General features: G+C 75.5%; 25 protein-coding genes. 6 read left to right on the top strand and 19 right to left on the bottom strand.

The annotated features are described in order from the left end of the window. Positions 1 to 52 precede the first annotated feature (52 nt). From VE546_RS09785 to rhaI, 6 genes are all read right to left on the bottom strand, one after another. Entirely contained in the window at positions 53 to 706 is a 654-nt protein-coding gene (locus tag VE546_RS09785) for a LutC/YkgG family protein (RefSeq protein ID WP_324920720.1), read from the bottom strand. Then, positions 703 to 2,214 carry a lactate utilization protein B gene (locus VE546_RS09780; protein ID WP_324920719.1) on the bottom strand — a complete coding sequence of 504 codons (1,512 nt, stop codon included), beginning with the start codon at positions 2,212 to 2,214 and terminating at the stop codon, positions 703 to 705. Before VE546_RS09780 ends, VE546_RS09785 begins: the two co-directional genes overlap by 4 nt. Next, entirely contained in the window at positions 2,211 to 3,002 is a 792-nt protein-coding gene (locus tag VE546_RS09775) for a (Fe-S)-binding protein (RefSeq protein ID WP_324920717.1), read from the bottom strand. Before VE546_RS09775 ends, VE546_RS09780 begins: the two co-directional genes overlap by 4 nt. Beyond that, a complete protein-coding gene (locus tag VE546_RS09770; RefSeq protein WP_324920766.1) occupies positions 2,981 to 4,426 on the bottom strand; it encodes a rhamnulokinase family protein in 1,446 nt (481 codons plus the stop codon). Before VE546_RS09770 ends, VE546_RS09775 begins: the two co-directional genes overlap by 22 nt. Positions 4,427 to 4,596: 170 nt before the next feature. Next, positions 4,597 to 6,669 (bottom strand): bifunctional aldolase/short-chain dehydrogenase, encoded by a 2,073-nt coding sequence (locus tag VE546_RS09765; protein WP_324920716.1) that lies wholly within the window; start codon positions 6,667 to 6,669, stop codon positions 4,597 to 4,599. Positions 6,670 to 6,674: 5 nt separating this feature from the next. Beyond that, the gene (gene rhaI, locus VE546_RS09760) at positions 6,675 to 7,835 is read right to left on the bottom strand and encodes an L-rhamnose isomerase (RefSeq protein WP_324920715.1); all 1,161 of its coding nucleotides are present in this window, start codon (positions 7,833 to 7,835) and stop codon (positions 6,675 to 6,677) included. 424 nt (positions 7,836 to 8,259) lie between these two features. On the opposite strand from rhaI, the gene VE546_RS09755 reads away from it, so the two are divergent. Next, positions 8,260 to 9,276 carry a LacI family DNA-binding transcriptional regulator gene (locus VE546_RS09755; protein WP_324920764.1) on the top strand — a complete coding sequence of 339 codons (1,017 nt, stop codon included), beginning with the start codon at positions 8,260 to 8,262 and terminating at the stop codon, positions 9,274 to 9,276. Positions 9,277 to 9,354: 78 nt separating this feature from the next. Here the strand turns inward: VE546_RS09755 and VE546_RS09750 are convergent, their stop codons facing one another. After that, a complete protein-coding gene (locus VE546_RS09750) occupies positions 9,355 to 10,464 on the bottom strand; it encodes an NAD(P)-binding domain-containing protein (protein WP_324920713.1) in 1,110 nt (369 codons plus the stop codon). Positions 10,465 to 10,597: 133 nt separating this feature from the next. Here VE546_RS09750 and VE546_RS09745 point away from each other — a divergent pair, with 133 nt between their 5' ends. Next, positions 10,598 to 11,020: a YjbQ family protein gene (locus VE546_RS09745; RefSeq protein ID WP_324920712.1), complete on the top strand. Its 423-nt coding sequence runs from the start codon at positions 10,598 to 10,600 to the stop codon at positions 11,018 to 11,020. Between the two features lie 114 nt (positions 11,021 to 11,134). Continuing rightward, the gene (locus tag VE546_RS09740) at positions 11,135 to 11,752 is read left to right on the top strand and encodes a TMEM175 family protein (protein ID WP_324920710.1); all 618 of its coding nucleotides are present in this window, start codon (positions 11,135 to 11,137) and stop codon (positions 11,750 to 11,752) included. A 55-nt stretch (positions 11,753 to 11,807) separates the two neighbouring features. Here VE546_RS09740 and VE546_RS09735 read toward each other — a convergent pair whose 3' ends face one another. Further along, complete coding sequence (locus tag VE546_RS09735; RefSeq protein WP_324920709.1) at positions 11,808 to 12,497, bottom strand: HAD family phosphatase; 690 nt, start codon at positions 12,495 to 12,497, stop codon at positions 11,808 to 11,810. Between the two features lie 168 nt (positions 12,498 to 12,665). Here VE546_RS09735 and VE546_RS09730 point away from each other — a divergent pair, with 168 nt between their 5' ends. Next, the gene (locus VE546_RS09730) at positions 12,666 to 13,718 is read left to right on the top strand and encodes a lactonase family protein (protein WP_324920707.1); all 1,053 of its coding nucleotides are present in this window, start codon (positions 12,666 to 12,668) and stop codon (positions 13,716 to 13,718) included. Between the two features lie 57 nt (positions 13,719 to 13,775). Here the strand turns inward: VE546_RS09730 and VE546_RS09725 are convergent, their stop codons facing one another. From VE546_RS09725 to VE546_RS09710, 4 genes are all read right to left on the bottom strand, one after another. Beyond that, complete coding sequence (locus VE546_RS09725) at positions 13,776 to 14,738, bottom strand: hypothetical protein (RefSeq protein WP_324920706.1); 963 nt, start codon at positions 14,736 to 14,738, stop codon at positions 13,776 to 13,778. A gap of 158 nt (positions 14,739 to 14,896) precedes the next feature. Then, the gene (locus VE546_RS09720; protein WP_324920705.1) at positions 14,897 to 15,883 is read right to left on the bottom strand and encodes an N-acetylglucosamine kinase; all 987 of its coding nucleotides are present in this window, start codon (positions 15,881 to 15,883) and stop codon (positions 14,897 to 14,899) included. Then, positions 15,880 to 16,557 (bottom strand): uracil-DNA glycosylase, encoded by a 678-nt coding sequence (locus VE546_RS09715; RefSeq protein ID WP_324920703.1) that lies wholly within the window; start codon positions 16,555 to 16,557, stop codon positions 15,880 to 15,882. The genes VE546_RS09720 and VE546_RS09715 overlap by 4 nt, the downstream gene beginning before the upstream one ends. A gap of 84 nt (positions 16,558 to 16,641) precedes the next feature. Further along, the gene (locus tag VE546_RS09710) at positions 16,642 to 17,724 is read right to left on the bottom strand and encodes an NADH:flavin oxidoreductase/NADH oxidase (protein WP_324920702.1); all 1,083 of its coding nucleotides are present in this window, start codon (positions 17,722 to 17,724) and stop codon (positions 16,642 to 16,644) included. Positions 17,725 to 17,835: 111 nt separating this feature from the next. Here VE546_RS09710 and VE546_RS09705 point away from each other — a divergent pair, with 111 nt between their 5' ends. Then, entirely contained in the window at positions 17,836 to 18,195 is a 360-nt protein-coding gene (locus VE546_RS09705; RefSeq protein ID WP_324920701.1) for a helix-turn-helix transcriptional regulator, read from the top strand. 53 nt (positions 18,196 to 18,248) lie between these two features. On the opposite strand, the gene VE546_RS09700 is transcribed toward VE546_RS09705, so the two are convergent. Both VE546_RS09700 and VE546_RS09695 read right to left on the bottom strand, forming a co-directional pair. Continuing rightward, a complete protein-coding gene (locus VE546_RS09700; protein WP_324920699.1) occupies positions 18,249 to 19,634 on the bottom strand; it encodes an FAD-dependent oxidoreductase in 1,386 nt (461 codons plus the stop codon). 134 nt (positions 19,635 to 19,768) lie between these two features. Next, positions 19,769 to 20,479 (bottom strand): DUF305 domain-containing protein, encoded by a 711-nt coding sequence (locus tag VE546_RS09695; RefSeq protein ID WP_324920698.1) that lies wholly within the window; start codon positions 20,477 to 20,479, stop codon positions 19,769 to 19,771. Between the two features lie 187 nt (positions 20,480 to 20,666). Between VE546_RS09695 and VE546_RS09690 the strand changes: the two genes are divergently transcribed. Continuing rightward, on the top strand, positions 20,667 to 22,151 hold the full coding sequence (locus VE546_RS09690; protein WP_324920696.1) for a hypothetical protein: 1,485 nt from the start codon (positions 20,667 to 20,669) through the stop codon (positions 22,149 to 22,151). 19 nt (positions 22,152 to 22,170) lie between these two features. On the opposite strand, the gene VE546_RS09685 is transcribed toward VE546_RS09690, so the two are convergent. From VE546_RS09685 to VE546_RS09665, 5 genes are all read right to left on the bottom strand, one after another. Then, complete coding sequence (locus VE546_RS09685; RefSeq protein ID WP_324920695.1) at positions 22,171 to 22,830, bottom strand: helix-turn-helix domain-containing protein; 660 nt, start codon at positions 22,828 to 22,830, stop codon at positions 22,171 to 22,173. 185 nt (positions 22,831 to 23,015) lie between these two features. Beyond that, entirely contained in the window at positions 23,016 to 23,711 is a 696-nt protein-coding gene (locus VE546_RS09680; RefSeq protein WP_324920693.1) for an HAD-IA family hydrolase, read from the bottom strand. Then, positions 23,708 to 24,385, bottom strand: a complete 678-nt coding sequence (locus tag VE546_RS09675) for a phosphatase PAP2 family protein (protein WP_324920691.1) — start codon at positions 24,383 to 24,385, stop codon at positions 23,708 to 23,710. Before VE546_RS09675 ends, VE546_RS09680 begins: the two co-directional genes overlap by 4 nt. 109 nt (positions 24,386 to 24,494) lie before the next feature. Then, positions 24,495 to 25,439 (bottom strand): M56 family metallopeptidase, encoded by a 945-nt coding sequence (locus VE546_RS09670; protein WP_324920689.1) that lies wholly within the window; start codon positions 25,437 to 25,439, stop codon positions 24,495 to 24,497. A 90-nt stretch (positions 25,440 to 25,529) separates the two neighbouring features. Further along, positions 25,530 to 26,114 (bottom strand): DUF5134 domain-containing protein, encoded by a 585-nt coding sequence (locus tag VE546_RS09665; protein WP_324920687.1) that lies wholly within the window; start codon positions 26,112 to 26,114, stop codon positions 25,530 to 25,532. Positions 26,115 to 26,164 lie beyond the last annotated feature (50 nt).

Here is a 26,164-nt window from a genome sequence, read left to right as displayed (position 1 = left end):
AGAGCAATGACGGAGCAGCGGGAGGGTCCCGACGGAGCAACGGCCCGGCGGGTCACTCGCGCAGCAGGACGACCTCCAGGGTGCGCGGGCCGTGGACGCCCTCGACCCGGTCCAGCTCGATGTCGCTGGTGGCCGACGGGCCGGAGATCCAGGTCAGCGGCCGGGTGGGGTCCAGACGCTCCAGCGCCTGCGGTACGGAGGCCACCACCTGGCCGGGCACCCGGACCACGCAGATGTGGTGGTCGGGGATCAGGGTGATGCGGCGCCGCCCCTGGTCGGGGCCGCCGTCCAGCACGATCGTGCCGGTCTCGGCGATCGCCACCGCGCATCCGGTCACCACGCTGTCCACCGCGTCCAGTTCGCCCGGGGTGGAGGCGGCCCGGTCGGGGACGCGGACGGGACCGGCGGCCTTCAGCCACCACGGCGGCAGACCGGGCGGCACCAGCACCGTGCCGCTGCCGCGGGCCGCCAGCAGGCGGCACAGCAGCAGGGGCAGTCCGTCGGCGTCCGTACGGTGCACCAGGGCGCGGTAGTCGGCCAGGTTCTCCGCCAGCAGGTCCGTGAGCTGCCCGGCCGCTTCCCCGCCGGCCGGTGCGTGGGCGCGCCGGTACTCCCGGGGGACGGGGACGTCCTCCGGGGTCTCCGCGCGCGGCACGTCCCGCAGCGCCCGGCGGATCCGGCCCAGCACCACGTCGCGGCCGCTCACCGCTCCCCTCCGTTCTCCGGGGGGATCGTCGGGGAGACCGTCCGGGTGCGCCGCCACCAGTCGCGGAAGGACTCGGCCGGCACCTGCGGCAGGTCGCGGCTCGCCGTCCAGGCGCGGCCCGGCCCCGGCAGCCGCCGCGGGTGCAGCCGGCGGGTCCGGGAGGCCAGCCGCTGGCCGGCCAGCAGCGCCCGCGGATGGTCGAAGGCCCAGCGGGCGGCGCGCATCGCGGCGCGCTCGGCCGCGTGGCCCCGCGCGGGCCGGATGGTCGTCCGCTGCCCGCGCACCGTCGTCTCGCCCCCCTCGGCGACGCGTTCGCGCAGGTGGACCAGGACCCGGGGGATGTCGATGGCGACCGGGCAGACCTCGTAGCAGGCGCCGCACAGCGAGGAGGCGTACGGCAGCGAGGCGTCCAGCTCCGAGGCCGTGCCGCGAAGCTGGGGGGTGAGGATCGCGCCGATCGGGCCCGGGTAGGCCGAGCCGTAGGCGTGCCCGCCCGCCCGCTCGTAGACCGGGCAGACGTTCAGGCAGGCCGAGCAGCGGATGCAGCGCAGCGCCTGGCGGCCGACGGTGTCGGCGAGGGCATCGGTGCGGCCGTTGTCCAGCAGCACCAGGTGGAAGGCGCGCGGACCGTCGGCGGCCTCGGAGTCCGTGGTGCCCGTCCACATCGAGGTGTAGGGGTTCATCCGCTCGGCGGTGGAGGAGCGGGGCAGGAGCTGGAGGAAGATCTCCAGGTCCCGCCAGGTGGGCACCACCTTCTCGATGCCGACGACCGAGATCAGGGTCTCGGGCAGGGTCAGGCACATCCGGCCGTTGCCCTCGGACTCGACCACCACCAGGGTGCCGGTCTCGGCGACCATGAAGTTGGCGCCGGATATGCCGACCTTCGCCCTGAGGAACTTCTCGCGCAGGTGCAGCCGGGCCGCCTCGGCCAGCTCGGCGGGGCGGTCGGTGAGGTCCTCGGGCGCCGGGCGTCCCCACCGGCCCATCTGAGTGCGGAAGATGTCGCGGATCTCGCCGCGGTTGCGGTGGATGGCCGGGACCAGGATGTGCGAGGGGAGGTCGTCGCCGAGCTGGACGATCAGCTCGGCCAGGTCGGTCTCGTAGGCGCGGATGCCCGCCTCCGCCAGCGCCGCGTTGAGGCCGATCTCCTGGGTGGCCATGGACTTGACCTTGACCACCTCCCGCTCGCCGGTCTCGCGCACCAGGCCGGTGACGATCCGGTTGGCCTCCGCGGCGTCGGCCGCCCAGTGGACGGTGCCGCCCGCGGCGGTGACGGCCGCCTCCAACTGCTCCAGGTAGTGGTCGAGGTGGCGCAGCGTACGGTCCTTGACCGCGGCCCCGGCGGCCCGCAGCGCCTCCCAGTCGTCCAGCTCGGCGACGGCCTGCGCGCGCTTGGCGCGGATGGTGCCGGTGGCGCGGCGCAGGTTGCCGCGCAGCCGCGCGTCGCGGACGGCCGGGGCGGCGGCCCGCGGGAAGGCGGGCGGGTCCGGGTGCGTACGGCCGCTCATCGTGCACCGCTCCCCGTGCCGCCGTCCTCCGCGCCGTCCCCCATGCCGTCTCCCGCGCCGTCCTCCGTGGCGGCCAGGATCTCGGCGAGGTGGACGGGCCGGACCGCCGAGCCCCGCCGGGACAGGATGCCGCCGATGTGCATCAGACAGGAGTTGTCGACCGCGCACACCGCCTCCGCGCCGGTGCTCTCGATGCTGCGCGCCTTGTCCGCGCCCATCGCCGCCGACACCGCCGCGTTCTTCACCGCGAAGGTCCCGCCGAAACCGCAGCACTCCTGTGCGCCCGGCAGCTCCACCAGCTCCAGCCCGCGCACGTGCTCCAGCAGCCGGCGGGGCCGCTCGCCCAGCCCCAGGGCCCGCAGCCCGTGGCAGGTCGGGTGGTAGGTGACGGTGTGCGGGTAGTACGCCCCCACGTCGACCACCCCCAGCACGTCCACCAGGAACTCCGTCAGCTCGTACGTCCTCGGCGCGACCTCGGCCACGGCCCGCTCCAGGGCGGCGTCGCCGGAGCGTGCGGCGATGCGCGGATGGTTCTCCCGCACCATCGCCGCGCACGAGCCGGACGGGGTGACGACGTGGTCGTAGCCGGTGAAGGCCCCGGCGTGGCGGCGCACCAGCGGCTCGGCCTGGCGCCGGTAGCCGGTGTTGAACTGCGGCTGCCCGCAGCAGCTCTGGGCGAGGGGGAAGTCCACCTCCACCCCCAGCCGCTCCAGCAGGGCGACCACGGCCCGCCCGGTGCCCGGGTAGAGCGCGTCGGTCACGCACGTCACGAACAGCGCCACGCGCATACCACGTCCTCCGCCCGCCGCCAGGCGTCCCGGTCACCCATGGGCCCATGGTGCCGCAGCGGCTGCGTGGCGCGCAGCAGGGAGCGCAGCGCGGCCAGGTCGCCGCGTACGGCGCCGGCGGCGCGCGCCTGGACCAGGACGTTGCCGAGGGCCGCGGCCTCGGCCGGGCCGGCGACGACCGGCAGCCCGCAGGCGTCGGCCGTCAACTGGCACAGCAGCTCGTTGCGGGCGCCGCCCCCGACGACGTGCACCACCTCCACTTCCCGCCCCGACAGCCGCCGGGCGTCGGCGACGGCCCTGCGGTGGGCCAGGGCCAGCGAATCCAGCACGCAGCGGACCGTCTCGGCCGGATCGCGCGGCACCGGCTGCCCGGTGCGGCGGCACGCCGCGGCGATGCGCCCGGGCATCCTCCCCGGCGCCAGGAAGGCCGGATCGCCCGCGTCCACCACCGACCGCAGCGCGGGCGCCTCCGCCGCTCCGCGCAGCAGTTCCCCCAGCGCCACGGGGCGCCCCTCGGCCTCCCAGGCGCGCAGGCACTCCTGGAGGAGCCACAGGCCCGTGATGTTGCGCAGGTAGCGGACCGTGCCGTCCACGCCCAGCTCGTTGGTGAAGTTGGCGGCGTGGGACTCCTCGGTGAGCACGGGCGCGTCCAGCTCCACACCGGCCAGCGACCAGGTGCCGGTGGCGACGTACGCGAACCGCCCGCCCCCGGCCGGGCCCCTCGCCGGAACCCCGGCCACGGCGGAGGCGGTGTCGTGCGAGCCGACGGCCGTGACCGGTACCGGTCCGGGCAGCCCGGTCTCCTCCAGCACCTCCTCCAGCAGCACGCCGGCGGGATCCCCGGGACGGCGCAGTGGCGGGAACAGCGCCAGGTCGACGCCGAAGGCGTCCGCCACCGGCCGCGCCCAGCCGCCGGTGCGCGGATCGACGAGCTGGGTGGTGGAGGCGTTGGTCAGCTCGGTGCCCAGCTCGCCCGTCAGCCAGTACGCGATGAGGTCGGGGATCAGCAGCAGGTGCCGGGCGGCGGCCAGCGCGGCCGTGCCCCGCGCGGCCAGGAGCTGGTGGAGGGTGTTGAACGGCTGGTGCTGGAGGCCGGTGGCGGCGTACAGCTCCCGCGGCGGCATCACGGCCGCGGCCCGCTCGGCGGCGCCGTCGGTGCGGCCGTCGCGGTAGTGCACCGGATTGCCCAGCAGCGCGCCCGAGGCGTCCAGCAGCCCGTAGTCCACGGCCCAGGAGTCGATGCCGACGGAGGCGAGGCGGCCCGCGTCCGGCACGCACCTCCCCGCGGCCCGCAGTCCGTCCAGCACGCCCCGGTACAGCCCGAGGACGTCCCAGTACAGGGTGGACGCGGCGCGGACCGGGCGGTTGGGGAAGCGGTGCGCCTCGCGCAGCTCCAGGGTGCCGGGCCCGACCGTGCCCACCATGACGCGCCCGCTGGAGGCGCCCAGGTCGACGGCGGCGAAGGACAGGGGACCGGAGGGGGATGGGGACACGGGAACCTCGCGGGTGGGCGGGGGACGGGGCCCGCCCGGCGACCGCGGCGGCACGGCGGCCGGTGCGCGGTGGCCGGGCAGGGGTCTGCGGGGGCACGGCGTCAGCGCAGGAAGGCCGCGGCGACGCCCGCGTCCACCGGGACGAGCAGCCCGGTGGTGTGGGTCAGGTCGCCGCCGGTCAGGACGAAGACGGCGTTCGCCACGTGTTCGGGCAGCACCTCGCGCTTGAGGAGGGTGCGCTGGGCGTAGAACTCGCCGAGCTTCTCCTCCGGCACGCCGTAGACGGCGGCGCGCCGCGCGCCCCAGCCGCCCGCGAAGATGCCGGAGCCGCGCACCACCCCGTCGGGGTTGACGCCGTTGACGCGGATGCCCCGCCCGCCCAGCTCGGCGGCGAGCAGCCGCACCTGGTGGGCCTGGTCGGCCTTGGCGGCGCCGTAGGCGATGTTGTCGGGGCCCGCGAACACGGCGTTCTTGGAGACGACGTAGACGATGTCGCCGCCCATGCCCTGCGCGGTCATCACCCGGGCGGCCTCGCGGGAGACCAGGAAGGAGCCGCGGGCCATGACGGCGTGCTGGCGGTCCCAGTCCTCGGCGGTGGTCTCCAGCAGCGGCCTGGAGATGGACAGGCCCGCGTTGTTGACCACCAGGTCCACGCCGCCGAAGGCGAGGACGGACTCGGCGAAGGCGGCCCTGATCCCGGCCTCGTCGGTGACGTCCACGGCGGCGGCCACGGCCCGGTCGGGACCGCCCAGCTCCCGCGCGACCGTCCCGGCCGCGTCCGCGTCGACGTCCGCGACCACCACGCACGCCCCCTCGGCGGCCAGCCGGCGCGCGACGGCCCGCCCGATGCCGGAGCCCGCCCCGGTGACCAGCGCGACCCGGGCGGCCAGCGGCCTGGGCGCCGGCCTCCGGCGCAGCTTGGCCTCCTCCAGCTCCCAGTACTCGATGCGGAACTTCTCCGACTCCTCGATGGGGGTGTACGCGGAGACCGCCTCGGCGCCGCGCATCACGTTGACGGCGTTGACGTAGAACTCGCCCGCCACCCGCGCGGTCTGCTTGTCCCCGCCGAAGGAGAACATCCCCACGCCGGGCACGAGGACGACCGCCGGGTCCGCGCCGCGCATCGGGGGGGAGTCCGGCCCCGCGTACCGCTCGTAGTACGCCCGGTACTCCGCCCGGTACCGCTCGTGCAGCTCCGCCAGGCGCGCGACGGCCTCCTCCAGGGGCGCGGTCGGCGGCAGGTCCAGGACCAGGGGGCGGATCTTGGTGCGGAGGAAGTGGTCCGGGCAGGAGGTGCCCAGGGCCGCCAGCCGCGGATGCGCGGCGCGGGAGAGGAAGTCCAGCACCACCTCGGCGTCGGTGAAGTGGCCCACCTGGGGACGGTCCCGGGAGGCGACGGCGCGGACGTACGGGGCGAGCGCGGCGGCGCGCGCCCGGCGTTCGGCGTCCGGCAGCGGCGCGTGGTCCTCGACCACCGGGCCGAACGGCTCGGGCCTGCCGCGCTCGGCGAGGAACGCCTCGGCGGTGCGGATGATCTTCAGCGAGTTGCGTTCGCACTCCTCGGAGGTGGCGCCCCACGCGGTGATGCCGTGCCCGCCCAGGACGCAGCCGACGGCCCGCGGGTTGGCCTCCTTGACCGCGGCGATGTCCAGGCCGAGCTGGAAGCCGGGCCGCCGCCAGGGCACCCACGCCACCGTGTCGCCGAAGCACTCGGCGGTCAGCTCCTCGCCGTCGGCCGCGCAGGCCAGCGCGGTGCCGGAGTCGGGGTGGAGGTGGTCCACGTGGGCGGCGTCGACCAGGGCGTGCATCGCGGTGTCGATCGACGGGGCCGCGCCGCCCCGGCCGTACAGGCAGTGGTCGAAGGCGGCGACCATCTCGTCCTCGCGCTCCACCCCCGGGTACACGGCCCGGAGCGCGCGCAGCCGGTCCAGGCGCAGCACCGCCAGGCCCCGTTCGGTGAGGGTGCCCAGGTCGCCGCCGGAGCCCTTGACCCACAGCAGCTCGACCTCGCTCCCGGTGACGGGATCGGTGGCGGTGCCCTTGGCGGAGGTGTTGCCGCCGGCGTAGTTGGTGTTGCGCGGATCGGCGCCGAGCCGGCGGGAACGCGCCAGGAGCGCCTCGACCGTCCCGTTCCGCACGCCGTCGTTCCCGCCGCCGCTCTCGTGGCCGTCCATGTGCCTCACGCTCCCCAGCCGGCCTGCCGGCCGCCCCTGCGGTCCTCGGTGATGCGCTCCGCCCATCCCGAGCGGTGGTAGGCCGCGACCGGGTCCGGGTCCAGGCCCATCTCCTCGCGGACCTCGGCCAGCAGCGGCCGCACGTCGGTGTCGTAGGCGTCCATCAGCACGGCGTTGGCGGCGAGCACGTCACCGGCGGCCTGCGCCGCGGCCAGCGCCTCGCGGTCGACCAGCAGGGCCTTGGCGGTGGCCTCCTGGACGTTCATCACCGAGCGGATGATCGCCGGGATCTTGGGCTCGATGTTGTGGCACTGGTCGAGCATGAAGGCGGTCTGCGGGCCGTACCCGCCGCCGCGCACCACCTCGTGCATGATCCGGAAGAGCTGGAAGGGGTCGGCGGCGCCGGCCATCAGGTCGTCGTCGGCGTAGAAGCGGGAGTTGAAGTCGAAGCCGCCCAGCTTCCCCTCGCGCAGCAGCAGCGCCACGATGAACTCGATGTTGGTGCCCGGCGCGTGGTGGCCGGTGTCCACCACCACCTGCGCCTTCCCGCCCAGCCGCAGGCAGTGGGCGTAGGCGGTGCCCCAGTCGGGGACGTCGGTGGTGTAGAAGGCGGGCTCGAAGAGCTTGTACTCCAGCAGCATCCGCTGCCCCTCGCCCAGCCGCGCGTACACCGCCGACAGCGCCTCGGCCAGCCGGTCCTGGCGGGCACGGAGGTCGTCCTGGCCGGGGTAGTTGGTGCCGTCGGCGAACCACAGCTTCAGGTCCCGGGAGCCGGTGGCGTCCATGATGTCGACGCACTCCAGCAGGTGGTCCAGCGCCTTGCGGCGCACCGCCGCGTCCGGGTGGCAGACGCTGCCGAGCCGGTAGTCGTCGTCCTGGAAGACGTTGGCGTTGACCGCGCCGAGCCGCAGCCCCCGCTCCCGGGCGTACGCCGCGAGTTCCCCGTAGTCGTCGACCCGGTCCCAGGGGACGTGCAGGGCCACGGCCGGCGCGACGCCGGTGTGCGCGTGCACCCGGGCCGCGTCGTCGAGCTTCTCCTGCGGGGTGCGCGGGACGCCGGGCTGCGCGAAGACCTTGAAGCGCGTCCCGGAGTTGCCGTAGGCCCACGACGGCGTCTCGATGGCCTGTCTCCTGAGGGCCGCCTTCACGGCGGGCACGGCGGTCATGCGTCAGCGCTCCCGGTTGCCAAGCATGGGCATGAATCGTTTCATCGCGGGAAAGCTAGGGGGCGCCGGAAGGGGTGTCAAGAGGGCACCGGCCCGTGGTCCGCCCCGGCAAGGACTTCCGGACACCCGACCGGAGACGGCCGTCGGCGCGTACCGGCTCCCTCCGCAGTGCGTCCGCTCCGAGTGAAACCTTTCATGATCGGTCGCGGCGCCGGACGAAGAGCCCGTACGGCGCACCCGCCTCCCGGAACCCGTGCACCGAGGCCCTCAGCCCCGGCGGAACGCCCCGGCTGGACGGCGGGAGGGCGGCGCCCCGGCCCGTGGCGCGCACCGCCGCCCGATCCGGTGCGTAGCATGGGCGCGCGGCCCCGGGCCAGGCGCCGCGGACGAAAAAGGTCAGGGGACGGACGGGCTCGTGGCGCGCATGGTGGGCATCAAGGACGTGGCACGTCAGGCGGGGGTGTCGGTGGGCACCGTCTCCAACGTCATCAACCGCCCGGAGATGGTCGCCGAGGAGACCCGGGCCCGGGTGCAGGCCGTGATAGCCCGGCTGGGGTACGTGCGCAGCGAGTCGGCGCGGCACCTGCGGGCCGGCCGGAGCCGGATCATCGCGCTGCTGGTGCTCGACATGACCAACCCCTTCTTCGCCGACGTCGCCACGGGCGCCGAGCGCGCGGCCCGGGAGGCGGGACTCGGGGTGATGCTGTGCAACAGCGCCCAGAGCCCGGCGGAGGAGGCCGACTACCTCGCCCTCTTCGCCGAGCAGCGGGTGCGCGGCGTGCTGATCATCCCGGCCGACACCAGCGGCCGCAACCTGGCCGGCTTCCGGCGCCACGGCATCCCCTACGTCGTGGTCGACCGGGTGGTGCCCAGTGCCGAGGGCTGCTCGGTGTCGGTCGACGACGTCACGGGCGGCACGCTGGCCGCCCGGCACCTGCTGGCCCAGGGCCACCGCGAACTGGTCTACGTGAGCGGGCCGATGCACCTGTCGCAGTGCCGCGACCGCCACACCGGCGCGCTGACGGCCCTGCGCGAGGCCGGACTGCCGGAGGGGGCCCTGCGCCGGATCGAGGGCGAGCGGCTGGACGTGGCGGCGGGCCGGGACGCCGGGGCGCGGCTGCTGGGGATGATCCCCCGGCCGACGGCGGTGTTCTGCGCGAACGACCTGCTGGCCCTGGGGGTGCTGCAGGCGCTGTTCGCGGCCGGGGTCTCGGTGCCGGGCGACATCGCGCTGGTCGGCTACGACGACATCGAGTTCGCCGCGGCGGCGGCCGTCCCCCTGACCTCGGTGCGGCAGCCGGCCTTCCGGATGGGGCGTACGGCCGCCGACCTGCTCATCGAGGAGACCGGCGAGAGGGCCGGGGAGCACCGGCACCAGCGGATCGTGCTCCAGCCCGAGCTGGTCGTCCGCGACTCCAGCATCTCCGCCTCCCGGCCCTGACCGGCACCGACCGGCCCTGACCAGCACTGACCGGAACCGGCCGGCTCCGGCCGGCCGGGGCCCGCGCCGGACCGCCCGTCAGACGGCGCCCACCAGCGCGGTCCCACTCCTCCAGGCCGGGCCCTCCGCCCCGGCCGCCAGCAGCGCGCGGACCTCGCGGACCGCGGCCCGTCCCGCACGGTTGGCGCCGATGGTGCTCGCCGAGGGCCCGTAGCCGACCAGGTGGATCCGCGGGTCGCGGACCACCCGGGTGCCCGCCATCCGGATGCCGCCGCCCGGCTCGCGCAGCCGCAGCGGCGCCAGGTGGCCGACCACGGGGCGGAAGCCGGTGGCCCACACGATGCTGTCGGCCGCCACTGCCCGCCCGTCGTCCCACACCACGCCCCCGGGCGTGATCCGGTCGAACATCGGCAGCCGTCGCAGCACCCCGCTCTCCCGGGCGCGCCGCACCTCCTCCGTCATCGGCAGCCCCGTCACCGACACCACGCTCCGCGGCGGCAGTCCGTCCCGCACCCGCTCCTCCACCAGGGCGACCGCGGCGCGTCCGCGCTCCTCGTCGAACGGGACCTCGGTGAAGACCGGCTCGCGGCGGGTGACCCAGGCCGTGGCGGCGGCGACCCGGGAGATCTCCAGCAGGTGCTGGACGGCGGAGGTGCCGCCGCCCACGACGACCACGCGCTCGCCGGCGAAGGCGTCCGGCCCCGGGTACTGAGCGGTGTGCAACTGGCGGCCGGCGAAGGTCTCCTGGCCCTTCACCCGGGGCCAGAACGGCCGGTCCCAGGTGCCGGTCGCACTGATCAGCGCCCGGGTGGTCCAGGTGCCGGCGTCGGTCTCCACCCGCAGCCGTCCGTCCCCCGCCTCGCGCACCGCCCGCACGTGGACCGGGCGCCGCACCCGCAGGTCGAAGGCGCGCTCGTAGGCGGCGAAGTACTCGCCGACCACCTCGGAGGAGGGGCGGCGGGGATCGGCGCCGGTCAGCTCCATGCCGGGCAGGGCGTTCATGGCGTGCACCCGGTCGTAGGTGAGGGTGGGCCAGCGGAACTGCCAGGCGCCGCCGGGGGCCGGGGAGTGGTCCAGGACGACGAAGTCCCGGCCGGGCTCGTACCCGGTGCGCCGCAGGTGGTACGCGCTGGACAGGCCCGCCTGCCCGGCGCCGACCACCACGACCTCGACCGCCATATCGTTCATATCTCAACCAACCATGGAGGGGGTCGGGAGCTTCCCGGCGCACGGCCGCACGCGGGCGCCCGGAGACGGGTGGGGGAGGGCGGAGACGGGCGGGGGAGGGCCGGGCGGCACCGGCAGGCACCAAGATGGAGCCATGAGCGATCGTTTCACCACCCGCACCCTCCACATCACCACCGGCTCGGGCGAGACCGTCGCCGACCTCACCCGGGAGTGCGAGCGCTTCCTCGCCGAGGTGGCCGACGGCCGCGACGGGCTGCTGAATGTTTTCGTCCCCCATGCGACTGCCGGCGTCGCGGTCATCGAGACCGGCGCCGGAAGCGACGACGACCTGCTCGCCGCGCTGCGCGACCTGCTGCCCGCCGACGACCGCTGGCGCCACCGGCACGGCAGCCCCGGGCACGGCCGCGACCACGTCCTCCCGGCGTTCGTCCCGCCGCACGCCACGCTGCCGGTGGTCGGCGGGCGGCTGGAACTGGGCACCTGGCAGTCGGTCTGCCTGGTGGACACCAACCGGGACAACCCCGACCGCCAGGTCCGGCTGAGCTTCCTCGGGTGACCCGCGCCGGGCGGCCCGCTCCCGCGCCGCGGTGGCGGGCCGCCCGGCACCGACCGGGGGACACGCGCGCGGCACGGCGCCGCCCGGGGTGCCGGGCCGTGCTACCACGGGGTGATGAACGAAGGTCCGCGCCGCCCGGCCGCCCGGTCCCGGCAGCAGTTCGTGTCGGCGCAGAGGATGTCCGCCCTCACCGACGGCGTGATGTCCATCGCCATGACGCTGCTCGTCCTGGACATCGAACTGCCCGACGGCCTGGAGGGAGCGGAGCTGCGCGAGGCGCTGGACGGGGTCTGGTCCCAGGTGGGCACCTTCCTGCTGAGCGTGGTGGTGATCGCCCTGTTCTGGCGGGCCCACCACGCGGTGCTGCGGGAGGCCGAGCGGATCGGCACCCGGCTGTTCTGGCTCAACGTCGCGTTCCTCGCCCTGATGTCCCTGATCCCGTTCCCCACCTCCGTCCTCCACGACTACGGCGACCGGTTCATCGGCCCCGGCCTGTACGGAGCGGTCATCGGCACGGCCGCGGCGGTGCTCCACGCGATGGCGGTGGAGGTCACCCCCCGCTCGGCGGGCCCCTGGTGGCGCAGGGTGCCGCCGCCCGCCCAGGCCCTGGTGTTCCTGCTCTCCGTGGGCGTCGCGGCCGTCTCGCCGACCGCCGCGGTCTACAGCTGGATCGCCGCCGTGCCCCTCTCCGTGCTGGCCGACCGGATCGCGGCACGGGCCCGCCGGTCCTGAGCACGGGCGCCGCGCCCCCGGCCGCCTCCTCCGGGGCGGCCGGGACGTCCGGGGGTCAGCGTCCCGGGGCCGTCAGCCAGTCGTACGCGACCTCGGCGTCGAACTCCCCCTGGCCGCCGGGGAAGCACAACCCCGCCGCGGCGAAGGCCGGGTCGTCGGCCGTCTCCGGCAGGTAGGGGACGGCGATGCACCGCATTCCCGCCCGGCGGGCCGCCTCCGCGCCGGGCGGGGCGTCCTCCACCACCGCGCACCGCGCGGGCTCGACGCCGAGCCGCCGCGCCGCCTCCAGGAAGACGTCCGGCTCGGGCTTGCCCCGGCCGACCTCCTCGGCCGAGACCCGGACGGGCAGCAGGGCGTCCAGGCCGGCACCGCCCAGCACCGCGTCGATGGCGGCCCGCGAGGAGCCGGAGGCGACGGCCATCGGGCACCCGGAGGCGTGCAGCCGCTCGACCAGCGCCCGCATTCCGGGGAACACGGTGGCCGAGGTGCGCGCCAGCTCCAGGTAGATGCGGTTCTTCCCGGCCAGCAACTCCTCCACCGGGGCGTCGATCCCGTACTCCCGCCGCAGCGTGGCGAGGGTCTCCCGGGTGCCGATCCCGATGAAGCGCGTGTGGTCCCGCCAGGTGAAGCCGGTCACGCCGTACCGGGCGAGGAGCCGGCGGCCGGCCTCGTAGTAGGCGGGCTCGCTGTCCACGAGCGTGCCGTCGAGATCGAAGATCACCGCGGCCACGGGCGAGGGTCTCATGGGATCAGCATGCCAAGGGCCCCGGGCCCGGACGGGGCGGGCTGCGTGGTAGCGCTCCCACTTGGTCCAGTCCAACTGCTACGGTCACCCGAGACCTGGGCCACACGGGCAGGTCGCACGGGCAGGTCGCACGGGCGCAGGACGGAAACGGACGAGAAGGGCGGCACAGTGAACGGCGCGGACGGCGGACGGCGGGCGTACATCGGCTCCTACACCTCGGCGGGCGGACGCGGCATCACCACGGCCGCCGTCCACCCGGACACCGGCGAGCTGGCCGTGCTCCACCACACGGACGTGGTGGCGGATCCCTCCTACCTCACGCTCGGACCCGGCGCCGGCCTGCTCTACGCGGTCGGCGAGACCGAGGACGGCACGGCGGCCGCGCTGTCCCTGACCGATCCCGACCGCCCCTGCCTCATCGGCGCGGCGGTGTCCGTCGGCGGAGCCGGACCCACCCATCTGACCTGCGCCGCCGGGCAGCTCATCACCGCCAACTACACCTCCGGCAGCATCAGTTCCCTGCCACTGCGGCCCGACGGCACCCCCGGCGCGCCGCCGACCGTGCTGCGGCACCACGGCTCCGGGCCGGTGCGCGAACGGCAGGAGGGCCCGCACGCCCACGCGGTGGTGGCCGACGCCTCCTGGCGCTGGCTGCTGGCGGTCGACCTCGGCACCGACTCGGTGTGGATCTACCGGCTCGACCACACCGGGGCCGCGCCGCTCCCGCACGGGCGGACGCCGCTGCGGCCCGGCAGCGGACCGCGGCACCTGGCCTTCCACCCGCGCGGCGAGCGGGCGTACGTCATCAACGAGCTGGAGTCCACCGTGACCGTCTGCCGCTGGGACCGGGGGACCGGCACCCTGGAACCGGTCGGCGAGGTCAGCACCCTGCCGGGGGACGCCGGGGCGGGGGAGAACTACCCGTCGGAGCTGGTGGTCTCCGTCGACGGCCGCTGGGCCTGGGCCGCCAACCGCGGGCACGACAGCATCGCCGTCCTGGCCCTCGACCCGGGGAGCGACGGCATGGAGCTGGTCACCACCGTCCCCTGCGGCGGGCACTGGCCGCGCGACCTCGCCCTCGACCCGGCCGGACGCAGGCTCTACGCCGCCAACGAGCGTTCGGGCGACGTCACCTGGTTCGACCTGGACCCGGACACCGGCGTGCCGCACCGGGCGGGCTCGATCGAGGCGCCGGCCGCCACCTGCGTCGTCTTCGGCTGACCGGCCGGACGCACCGGGGCACCGGCCGGGCGGGGCCGGAGCCGGGTCCGGCCCCGCTCAGCGGACCGGGGTTCCCTGCGGCGTCCGCTGGACGATGCCGAGCTTCGCGCCGTAGGTGGAGGCGACCAGCTTGCCCACCGCGGTGTAGGAGCCCAGCGGCTCCGCGGCCGGGCAGTCCGCCTCCTGCGAGGCGGAGGCCAGCAGGCCCTCGGGGATCTCCGGGCCGATCAGGCAGGGCGCCAGCGCGAGCTGCTGGGAACCGGCCTCGCGCAGCTGACCGGCCGCACGGGCGACGGCGCCGTCCTCGTCCAGTCCGGCGGCCAGCACCGGCACCGCGAGACGGGCGGCCAGCAGCATGCCGGTGATCCCGGCCGCCTGCACGGCCTCCTCACCACCCATGGCGGCCAGGATGATGCCGTCCGCGGCGGTCGCCACGGTGAACAGCCGGGCGCGGTCGGCCCGTGCCAGCCCCGCTTCCGAGAGCCTCACGTGCACGCCCTCGGCCAGCAGCGGGTGCGGGCCGAGCACATCGGTCAGTTCGGCACCGGAGCCGCTGGCGAGCACGGCCTGGCGTATCCGGCGCATCTGCGCGCTGTCCGGCCCGGCCAGCAGCGGTACGACCACCACGGCCGGGGCGTCCTGGAGGCGGGGCCGGGAGGGCTCGTGGTCCCCCTCGCCCTCGCCCTCGCTCCCGGCCGCCGCCGCGTCGGCCGCGGCGTTGCGGGCGGTGTGCTCGGCGGCCGCCTGCGTCAGCACGCTCTGCAGCGCGGGGAACTCCTCGTCGTCACCGTCCACGAAGCCGATCCGGGCGTCCAGGCCGGGCAGCTCGGAACGGGCGATGCTCAGGATCTCCTCGGCGAGGCTCCGGGAGGTGCCGGAGGGCACCCCGGGGACGGCCAGCACCAGCGCGGGCGCACCCTCGGGCGCGACGACGGGCTCCGGCCGGCGGTGCCGTCCGGGCTGGCGGGGACGCGGCATTCGTACGGGCAGGCCATTTGCGGGCCCAGTGGGGGTGCTCATGGCGCCGCATGCTAATGCCTTGGTGGGCTTGGCTGTTCGGGCGGGGCGGAGCAGTCCCGGTCTGTCCGCTTTCCTCCCGCGCGTCGCGGTGACGGATTTGGTTGTCCTCACCACCCGGTCTGTCAACCGGTCCGTCGCACGGCCCGTCACACGGCCCGTCAGCCGAGGTGGAGGAGTGCCGGATCGGCCGGCAGCCGCAGCGCGCCGCGGGCCAGCCGGCCGGCGACGAGCAGCGCTCCGGCCAGGGGATCGCCCTGCGCCGGTACGGTCCGGGCGTGCGGCAGCCGGGCGGCCAGCTCCCGGCGGAGCGGGGCGAGCAGCGGCTCGCCGAGCCGCAGCAGCCCCCCGGTCAGGGCGACGCGGCTGCCCTCGGCCGCCGGGCAGGCCGCAGCGGCGGTCATGGCGATCTGCGCGGCCGCCTCGTCCAGGACGCGCGCGGCGACGGGATCCTCCCCGGCGCACCGGGCCACCTCCGGGGCGAACGACGCCAGCACCGCCGGACGGTCGGTGCGCGGGTACAGCTTCCCCGGCAAACCGGTCACCGGCCCGAAGACGGCCTCGGCACGGGCCAGCAGCGCCGTCGAGCCGCCCGGCCGGCCGTCGTGGGCGCGCAGCGCGGCCTCCAGGCCGGCGCGGCCGATCCAGGCGCCGCCGCCGCAGTCGCCCAGCAGGTGGCCCCAGCCGTCGGCCCGCCGCCAGCCGCGCAGGTCCGTGCCCGTCGCGATCATCCCGGTGCCCGCGGCGACCACCGCGCCGGGCCGCTCGCCCAGCGCCCCGGCGTACGCGGTCACGGCGTCGGCGGCCAGCGCCACATGACGCGCCGACAGCTCCTCGGCGAACGCGCCGGGCAGTACGGCGCGCAGCTCGTCGCCGAGGGTGGCCATGCCCGCCGCGCCCACGCACACGGCGTCGATCCGCGCGTCCTCCCGTCCCGCCTGCGCCAGCAGGGACCGGATCCGGGGCAGGGCCAGGTCCAGCAGGTGGCCCGCGTCGATGCCCGCGGGGCCGGTGCGCACCGGCTCGTCCGTCGCGGCGGTGCCCACCGGTGCCGGTGCCGCGCGGTCGTCACCGGCGTCACCGGCCCGGGCCAGTGCGATGCGCAGTCCGGAACCGCCCGAGTCGACGCCCAGGACCCAGCCCGTCACGGCAGGCGCCAGTCGACCGGCTCCGCGCCCTGCCGAACCAGCAGTTCGTTGGCCCGGCTGAACGGACGCGAGCCGAAGAACCCGCGGTCCGCCGACATGGGGGAGGGGTGCGCCGACTCCACCGCCGGGTACGGCCCCAGCAGCGGGCGCAGGTTCCGCGCGTCCCGCCCCCACAGGATGGCCACCAGCGGCTTGCCGCGCTCCACCAGCGCCCGGATCGCCTGCTCGGTGACCTCCTCCCAGCCCTTGCCCCGGTGTGCGGCGGGCCTGCGCGGGGCGGTGGTCAGCGCCCTGTTGAGCAGCAGGACGCCCTGCCTGGTCCACGGGGTGAGGTCGCCGTTGGACGGCCGGGGCAGCCCGAGGTCGCTGTGCAGCTCGCGGAAGATGTTCTCCAGACTGCCCGGCAGCGGGTGCACGTCGGGGGCCACCGAGAAGCTCAGGCCGACCGCGTGACCGGGCGTGGGGTACGGGTCCTGGCCCACGATGAGCACCCGCACCTCGTCGAAGGGCTGCTGGAAGGCGCGCAGCACGTTCGGCCCGGCCGGCAGGTAGGTGCGTCCCGCGGCGATCTCCGCGCGCAGGAAGTCGCCCATCGCGGCGATGCGTCCGGCCACGGGTTCCAGCGCCTTGGCCCAGCCCGGTTCGACGATCTCGTTCAACGGTCGTGCTGCCACGGGCGGCACTCTACTGGGTCCGCCCGGCCCCTCTCAGCCGGTCGGCGATCACCGGTCCGGGCCGGGCGGTGGCGTCCCGGCGGGTCAGACCGCCCAGCGGTACTGGTCGGGCAGGCGCGCCGGCTCCTCGCCCAGCTCCCGCGCGGCGCGGATCGCCCAGTGCGGGTCGCGCAGCAGCTCCCGGCCCAGCAGCACCGCGTCCGCCTCGCCGTTGGCGATGACCTTCTCGGCCTGCTCCGGCTCGGTGATCATGCCGACCGCCGCCACGGGCATCCCGGTCTCCGCCTTCACGCGCGCGGCGAAGGGCACCTGGTAGCCCGGCCCGGTGGGGATGCGCACCCGGGGCGCGTTGCCGCCGCTGGAGACGTCCAGCAGGTCCACGCCGTGCTCCCGCAGCACCCCGGCGAAGCGCACCGTCTCGTCGGCGGTCCAGCCGCCCTCGTCGAGCCAGTCGGTGGCCGAGATGCGGAAGAACAGCGGCAGCTCCCGCGGCCACACCTCCCGCACCGCGTCGACGACCTCCAGGGCGAAGCGCGTGCGGTTCTCGAAGCTCCCGCCGTACGCGTCCGTGCGCCGGTTGCTGTGCGGCGAGAGGAACTCGCCGATCAGGTAGCCGTGCGCGCCGTGGATCTCGGCGACCTGGAACCCGGCCGCCAGCGCCCGGCGCGCCGCGTCCGCGAACTGCCGCACCACCGTGCGGATCTGCTCCTCCGTCAGCTCCTGCGGCACGGGGTGTCCCCCGTCGAAGGGCACCGCGCTCGGCGCGAGGGGGAGCCAGCCGCCGTGGTCGGCGTCCAGCGGCGCGCCGCCCCGCCAGGGCGCGTCGGTCGACGCCTTGCGTCCGGCGTGGGCGAGCTGGATGCCCGGGACGGTGCCCCGCTCCGTGAGGAAGGAGGCGATCCGCCGCAGCGCCTGTGCCTGCCGGTCGTTCCACAGGCCCAGGTCCCCGGGGCTGATGCGGCCCTCGGGGCTGACGGCCGTGGCCTCCACCAGGATCAGCCCGGTGCCGCCGGTCGCCCGTGCCCCGTAGTGGGCGAGGTGCCAGTCGCCGGCGACGCCCGCCTCCGGCCCGGTGGGCTCGGCGGAGTACTGGCACATGGGCGACATCCAGACGCGGTTGGGGACGGTCAGCGACCGCAGGGCGTACGGCTCGAAGAGAGCGCTCACGGCAGGTTCCTCCCGAAGGTCTCGGTCCGGCGTATCCGGCCATCAAGCTAATACGATAGGCATCGTAGTACGGCGAGTGTCAAACTACGATGACTCTCGTACCATTGAGCTGTGACGCCCCGAACCCAGAGCCCGCCCGCCGCCCGAGAACTGGACCATCCGGCCCTCGGGGAGATCCGGCTGGAAGGCGTCCTGCACGCGCTCTCCGACCCCGTGCGCCTCCAGATCGTCCGCACCCTGGCGACCGCCGGGGAAGGACTGGCCTGCTCGGTGTTCGACCTGCCGGTCAGCAAGTCCACGACCACCCACCACTTCCGGGTGCTGCGCGAGAGCGGGGTGATCCACCAGAGCTACCGGGGCACGGCGAAGATGAGCACCCTGCGCCGGGACGACCTGGAGCGGCTGTTCCCCGGCCTGCTGGACAGCGTGCTCACCGCGGCGGCCCGGCAGGAGGCCCGGCCCGGCGGCTGACCGGCCGGCCGGCGCGGGACCGCGCGGGACGCGGACGCCGGAGGACCCGGACGTCATCCCGCGCGGCGCGCCGCCGCCAGCAGCCCCTCCCAGTCGGGGATCTTCACCCTGTCGCGGTACAGGCGGCGTCCCAGCTCCTCCTCCGCCGCCTCGATGCCCAGCCAGCCGTGCCAGCCGACCGGTTCGCGGCCCGACGGCCGCAGCAGCTCCCGCAGCGCCTCCAGCGGGTCGGCGGCGGACACCTCCCGGCCGAGCAGGGCCCCGGCGTCCGCCAGCAGGGAGCGGACCGTCTCCTTCGCGCACGGCCGGTTGGTGCCGATCACCCCGGTCGGACCGCGCTTGATCCACCCCGCCACGTACTCGCCCGGCGAGGGCGCGCCGTCGCGCAGCACCCGCCCCGCGGCGTGCGGGACCGTCCCCGCCCGGTGGTCGAAGGGCAGCCCCGGCAGCGGCACGCCGCGGTAGCCCACCGAGCGCAGGACCAGCTCCGCCGGGATCTCCTCGTGGCGCCCGGTGCCCACCACACCGCCGCGGCCGTCGGGCGCCGTCCGCTCGAAACGCACCGCGCGCACGGCGCCCTCCGGCCCGCCGAGCACCGCCACGGGCCGCAGGAAGAACCGCAGCCGCACACGGCGCGCCCGGCCCAGCGGCGCCCGCCGCGCCCAGCCGTCCAGCACCGCCGCGTTCCGGCGGGCGACGGCGGGCAGGGCGCCGGGGTCCCCGTACGCCGGGTCCAGCGCCAGCTCGTCCCGGCGCACCACCACCTCCGCGTCCGGCAGGGTGTCCAGCTCGCGCAGCTCCTTGGTGGTGAACTTCGCCCGGCTGGGGCCGCGCCGCCCCACCACGTGCACCTCGGACACCGTGCCGGCGCCCAGCGCCTCCAGCGCGGCCTGCGGCACGTCGGTGCCCCGCAGCTCGTCCGCGCCGTGCGCCAGGAAGCGCGCCACGTCGACGGCGACGTTGCCCACCCCGATCACCACGGCCGACCGCACCCCCAGGGCGAAGCGGAGCGCGGCGGCGTCCGGGTGGGCGCTGTACCAGGAGACGAAGTCGGTGGCGGAGAAGCTGCCCGGCAGGTCCTCCCCCGGGATGCCGAGCCGGCGGTCGGCGGGCGCTCCGACGCAGTACACCACCGCGTGGTAGAGGCCGAGCAGCTCCCCGGTGCCCACGGACCCCCGCTCCCCGTCCCGCCCGACCGGGACGTTGCCCACGAAGCGCACCCGCGGATGCTCCAGCACCCGGCGCAGGGTGTCCTGCAGCGACTTGATCTTCCCGTGGTCCGGGGCGACGCCGTAGCGCACCAGGCCGTACGGGCACGGCAGCCGGTCCAGGACGTCGACCGCCGCCTGAGGCGGCCCCTGCCGCTCCACCAGGGCCTGCGCGGTGTAGATCCCGCTGGGGCCCGAACCGACCACCGCGACACGAAGCGGACCGGCCACGACACGGCTCCTTCCGTCGGGGTGCATCCGGATGTGTCCGGAGATGTCCAGCATCCCACCGGAGGGCGGCGAGCGGGAGCCGGCGCGCGTCCGCCGCCCCGCCGGGCCGCCCCGGGGCCGCGGCGGCGGTGCGCCTAGAGCATCGCGCGCATCCGGTTGATCTCGGCGGTCTGCTGGACGGCCACGTCGGCGGCCATCTCCTGGACCTGGACGTCCCGGCCCTCGGCGGCCACGTCCTCGGCCATCGTCACGGCGCCCCGGTGGTGGGCGATCATCAGCTTCAGGAACAGCCGGTCGAAGTCCTCGCCGCGGGCCGCGCGCAACTCCTCCAACTGCGCCTCGGTCGCCATGCCCGGCATCCGCGCGCCGCCGTGCCCGTCATGGCCGCCGTGACCCTCATGGGCGCCGTGGCCGTCCGCGCCCTCCTCGCCGCCGTTGCGCTTGAGCCAGTTCCGCATCGCCGTGATCTCCGGCCGCTGGGCCGCGGCGATCCGGTCCGCGAGCCGCTGCACCTTGCCGGAGCCGGCGTGCTCGTCGGCGAGGCCGGTCATCACCAGCGCCTGCCGGTGGTGCTCGATCATCATCGAGACGTACGCGAAGTCCGCCGCGTTGGGCTCGCCCCTGCTCCGGTCGCCCGCCTTCCCGGCCTCCTCGGCGGAGAGCGTCTCGGCGGCCTCGCCCGGCCCGCCGGGCGCGATCACGGAAGGGCCGCCGCCGGCGGGGGCCGCCTTCCCGGAGCCGTCGTCGCAGCCGGCCAGCCCGGTGAGCACGGCCAGCACGGTCAGCGCGGCCAGCGCGGACGGGATCGCGCGGACGGGGGGCCGGGATCTGTGACGGTCCGTCACTCTTCCTCCTGTGGCACGGGATACGCCGGTCGTCCCGATCCTGGCACGGACGTGTCCGGAACGGACACCGCCATCGGTAACGTGTTCGTTTTTCACTGTCGGGGGGAGTGCGCAACGGGTCATACTGCCCTGGTCCGTCCACCGTTCAACTCGGAACGGATGCAAGCGGATCCACAGGGAGGAAGCAGTGACGTCGTTGCCCAGACCCCGCGCACGGCGCAGACGCCTCGGCGCGGCAGCGGCCGTACTCGGTCTGCTGACCACGCTCTTCGCCGCCGGACCGGCGGCGGCCATCCCCGATCCCGGCGACTCGCCGGCGAAGTCGGGGAAGGCGTCGAAGCAGGACCGCGCGGAAACCGAGGCCGCCATCGGAAGCGGCGAGATACCCGGCGTGGACGAGGTCGTCCACAGCAGGAACATCTCCCACCTGACCAACCTGCCCAAGGGGGCGCTGAAGAGTCTCAACACGGACCTGGCCTTCCAGGGCCGCTACGCCTTCGCGGGCAACTACGACGGCTTCGTCATCTACGACATCAGCCGCCCGCAGTCCCCGAAGATCGTGAGCCAGGTCCTCTGCCCCGGCTCGCAGAACGACGTCTCCGTCTCCGGCGACCTGCTCTTCCTGTCCACCGACTCCTCGCGCAGCGACGACTCCTGCAACAGCACCGCGCAGTCGCCGGAGGTGAAGGAGTCCTGGGAGGGCATCAAGGTCTTCGACATCAGCGACAAGCGGAACCCGAAGTACGTCGCCGCCGTCGAGACCGCCTGTGGTTCGCACACCCACACGCTGGTGCCCGACCGCAAGGACGTCTACGTCTACGTCTCGTCCTACTTCCCGGACGAGTCCTTCCCCGACTGCCGGCCGCCGCACGACGGCATCTCCATCGTCAAGGTCCCGCGCAGGGCACCCGAGGAGGCGGCGGTCGTCGACTTCCCGGTGCTCTTCCCGGACGGCGGCAACCCGGGCCCGCCGCAGAACCCGGTCGCCATGGTGCCGACCACGGGCTGCCACGACATCACCGCCTTCCCCAAGCTGAGGATCGCCGCGGGCGCGTGCATGGGTGACGGCATCCTGATGGACATCTCCGACCCCGCCGCGCCCCGCGTGATCGACCGGGTCCAGGACAACGAGAACTTCGCGTTCTGGCACTCGGCGACCTTCAGCGAGGACGGCCGCAAGGTCGTCTTCACCGACGAGCTCGGCGGCGGTGGCGGCGCCACCTGCAACGCGGAGGTCGGCGACAAGCGCGGCGCCAACGGCATCTACCACATCACCGGCCGGGGCGACGACCGGAAGCTGGTGTTCAAGAGCTACTTCAAGATCCCCCGGCACCAGGCCGACACCGAGAACTGCGTGGCCCACAACGGCTCGCTGATCCCGGTCAAGGGCCGCGACATCATGGTCCAGGCGTGGTACCAGGGCGGTGTCTCCGTCTGGGAGTTCACCGACTCCACCAGGCCGAGGGAGATCGGCTACTTCGAGCGGGGGCCGCTCGCCGACAGCACGGCCATCGGCGGCTCGTGGTCGGCGTACTACTACAACGGCCACATCTACTCGAACGACATCCAGAAGGGCTTCGACGTCCTGAAGATCCGGGACCGGCGCACGGCCGGTGCCGAGCGCGTCCGGCTGTGGGAGCTCAACGCCCAGACCCAGCCCGACTACCGCTGACCGGTCGGCACCGAACCGTTCACTGCCGCCGGTCCGCCGGCGGCAGCAGTGAGATCCCGCCGGACGCCCCCTCCGGGGCGTCCGGCGGGAACCCCATCTCCCAGTCCAGTCCGTAGCGCGCGAACAGCTCGGCGCGCAGCCGTGTCATCGGCATCGGCGCCCCGGGCAGCAGGACGGCGAAGACGGCCCCCATGAGCAGCGCGCGCAGCAGGGGGTAGTCGGCGTCCGGGGCGCGCGACCCGTAGCGGACGATGGTGTCGCGCAGCAGCGCGGCCAGCCGCTGCTGCTCGTCGCACTGGACGAAGCCCTCCTGCTGCAGGATCCCGGCCATGTGCGTGCGCATGAGCGTCGGCCGGTCGCGGGCGAGCCCGAGGATGGCGTCGATCGCCCGGGCCAGCCGCTCCCGCCCGGCGTCCGGCCCCGCCGGCCGCGGCTCGCGTTCCAGCGCCTCGGCCAGGGTGAGGTGCATCAGCCGGTGGACGGCCGACTGCAGGAGCTGCCGCTTGCCGGGGAAGTAGTACGACACCAGCCCCCGCGCCGAGCCCGCCCGGTCCGCGATGTCCCCCAGCGTCGTCGCCTCGTAGCCGCGCTCGTCGACCAGGTCCACCGTCGCCTGCAGCAGCCGCTCCCGGGACCGTCGGCGCAATTCCTCGTTGACCGACGCGCTGCGAGGGGACATCCTGTAACTCCTGCGTTGACTGGCTGCAAGCCAATATACTCAGTGGTCTCCGGGTGCCGACCGGTGAACGGCCGGTGCCCGGCCGGCCGGTCTCGGGCGATGCGGGGGATCGTCCGAGACCGGCCCCTCTCCTGCGCACCGCCCGCGCCCCTTCTGTGCCCTTCTGTGCCCGGCGGGCGGCCTCCTCAGCCCACCCGCTCCAGCACCGGCCGCAGTCCGTCGGGCCGCCGGTCGCAGGGCAGGTGGTCGACCAGGTGCACGGCGCACCCCAGCGCGGCGGCACCCGCGTCCGCATGCCGGTCGTCGCCCACCATCAGGGCCTGCTCGGGGGCCACTCCCAGGGCATTGCAGGCCAGCTCGAAGATCTCCGGCTCCGGCTTCTGGACGCCGTGCTCGAAGGAGAGCACGTAGGCGTCCACACAGCGGTCCAGGCCGTGCGCCCGGAACACCGGCCGCAGGTCCCAGCCGATGTTGCTCACCACCGCGACCGGCACCCCCCGCTCCCGCAGCGCTCCCAGCACCTCGGCGGTGTCGGGGTAGGGCCGCCAGGCCTCGGGCCGCAGGTGCCGGTCGTAGAGCGCGTCGTACAGCTCCGGGCGGGGCAGCGGCACCCGGCGGGCCAGCGCGGTGTAGACGGCGCGGTGCCGCTCGGCGCTGCGGTCGCGCTCCCGCCACAGCTCCCGCAGCTCGGGGGGTACGGAGCGGGGGGAGGCGCCGCCCGGCAGCGCGCCGGCCTCCTCCAGCGCCGCCGCGCACCCGGCCAGCTCGTCCGCGGGCAGGGAGATCCCGGCCTCGTCCAGGACGGCGCGCAGCCACACCGCGGTCGGCTCGACGCGCAGCAGGGTTCCGGAGAAGTCGAAGAGCACGGCCTTGATCGTCATGGGGCCGATCCTTCCCGGTCGGCGTCCCGCCGGCCAAGGGGTCGGGCGGCGCGCCCGTGCCACAGCGCCGCCGCGGCCGCGGCCACGGCGGCGCCCAGCAGCCAGCCGGTGACCACGTCGGTGGGCCAGTGCACGCCCAGGTAGACCCGGGTGAAGCCCACCCCGGCGACGCTGACCGCGCCCGCCCACAGCACGGCCCGGCGCACGGCGCGGCGGGCCGCGCGCAGGTGCACCAGCCACAGCAGCAGACCGCAGGTGAGCGCCGCCGTCATGGCGTGGCCGGAGGGGAGCGCCGCGAACTCCGCCGAGTCCACGGGGTGTTCCCAGCGGGGGCGGTCGCGGTCGAGGAGCGCCTTGAGGCCCTGCTGGAGGAGGGTGCCGACGAGCGCGGTGCCCGCCACCCAGACCGCCAGCCGCGACTCGCCGCGCAGCAGCAGCCACAGGAACGCCACGGCCAGCAGCGCCCGCATGGTCCAGGTGTCCCAGACCCAGTCGGACAGCAGCCGGTTGAGCCGCGTCCAGCCCGGCTCGGCGAGCGCCGAGCGGTGCAGCTCGGTCGCGACGCGGGCGTCGAACGACAGCAGGGGGTCCCACCCCGCCACGACGAGCGCGGCGAGTACGGCGGACAGCGCGGTGCACACCAGAGCGGTGCGGTGGAGGGAAGGGGACGGCATGGTTCCGATCGTGACCCGTGGGCGGCCGCCCTAATCCTCCGGCGGACCGCATGCGTCCGCCCGCCGGGCTCCGGCGGGCGGCTTCCCCGGGAGCGGACCGGGTCCGGGGTCAGCCGCCCAGCGCCCGCAGCCCCGGCCCGAAGGTCACCGCGAGCGGGACCAGCGGCACCAGGACCGCCAGTGCGGTCAGCCGCAGCCGCCGGAGGACCGACAGCCGCGGCGGGGCCGTCAGCAGCCGGTCGACCCGCTGCGGGACCTGCGCGCGGTGCGGCGCGTACGAGGTGAAGACGCCGCGCTCCTCGTTCAGCCCGACCAGGGCCAGGGCCACCGCCAGGCGCCCGCAGCGCCGCGAGGCCACGTCGTCGGCCGCCAGCTCCACCAGCCGGTGCACCTGGTCGCGGAACGCGCGGAAGACCGGCACCTGCGGGAAGCCCGTCGCGAGCGCGGACGAGCAGTGCAGCAGCCAGTCGTGACGGGCCCGCAGGTGCCCCTGCTCATGGGCGAGGATCGCGTCGAGCTCCCGCCCCCCGAGCCGCCGCAGGGCGGCGGTGGTGACCACGAGCCGGGGCGTGCTCCCCGGCAGCCACCAGGCGTCCGGGCGATCGCCCTCCAGCACCACCAGCCGCTCCCGGGAACCGGCTTCCTCGCCCGGCAACACCGGCGCGCGGGCGAGGAGTTCGGAGCGCCGCCGCCGGCGCCGGGCGCGCGCGTCGCGGATCTCCCGGGTGAGCATCGCGGCGCTCCAGACGCCGCCGCAGGCGAGCAGCACCGCCACCACCGCGGGCCAGGACTCCCCGAACGCGCTCAGCCCGTACGCCTCGACGACCCGGCTCGGAGCGGGGGCGAAGACGTGTCCGCGCACGGCCTGCCAGGCCGCCGCCGCGGACAGGGCCATGGCGAGCACACAGCACAGCAGCACGGCGACCACCACGCACTGCCACACCCACAGCGCCAGCACCGGCTCCCGGTCCGGCCAGGAGACACGGGCCAGCACGCGCGGCGCCGTCGCCGCTACGAGTGCGCCCAGGACGAGCAGTGCGAGCGCGACCATCATGGACGACAGCCTATGAGCCGACGGCTGCCGTGCGTCCGGCCGGATGCCGGGAAGTGACGCACGCCTCACGGCTGCGCGCACCGCGCGGTCTCACAGGGTGAGCAGCATCGCGAACATCCCCATGCCCATCGACAGCCGGCAGGCCACCGCCACCCCCGGCAGCCGCAGCAGCCCGCCCCCGGCGCCGTCGCCACCGTGGCCGCCGCCGTGTCCGCCGCCCGTACCGGCGGCCGGCGCCGGGACCAGCCGGACGCCCGCGCACAGCACGTACCCCGCGAAGTAGGCCAGCAGCACCCCCGTCAGGCCCGCCACCACCGGCGGTGTGCCGGCCGCGTGGTGCCCGGCGTGGCCGCCGGAACCCGCCATGGCGAGGGCCATGTGGACCATGGCCAGGGCGCCGACGGCGTGGTGCAGGTGGTGCGCCGGGGCGTGCCGGGCCAGCACCAGCTCGCGCACCGCGGCGGCGCCGAAGACCACGGCGAAGACCGGCGGCGGCAGCGGCTCCACCGCCGAGGCGGGCAGGGCCATCGCGGCCATGCCGAACCCCATCAGCGCCTCGCCCGCGGCCGCCCGCCGCCGGTCGGGCGCACTGCCGCGCATCCGCGACAGGCAGTACGCGCCCGCGCTGCCGCACAGGGCCACCAGCAGCCAGCCGATCAGCTCCGGTCCGTGCACCGCGCGCCTCCCCCCGGCCGGTTCCGCGGGAAGGATGCCCGCTGCCGCCC

Source organism: Streptomyces sp. (genome assembly GCF_035644915.1).
Lineage (GTDB): Bacteria > Actinomycetota > Actinomycetes > Streptomycetales > Streptomycetaceae > Streptomyces.
Note: the sequence above shows the minus strand (reverse complement) of the source record. Positions and strands in the feature narration are given on the sequence as shown.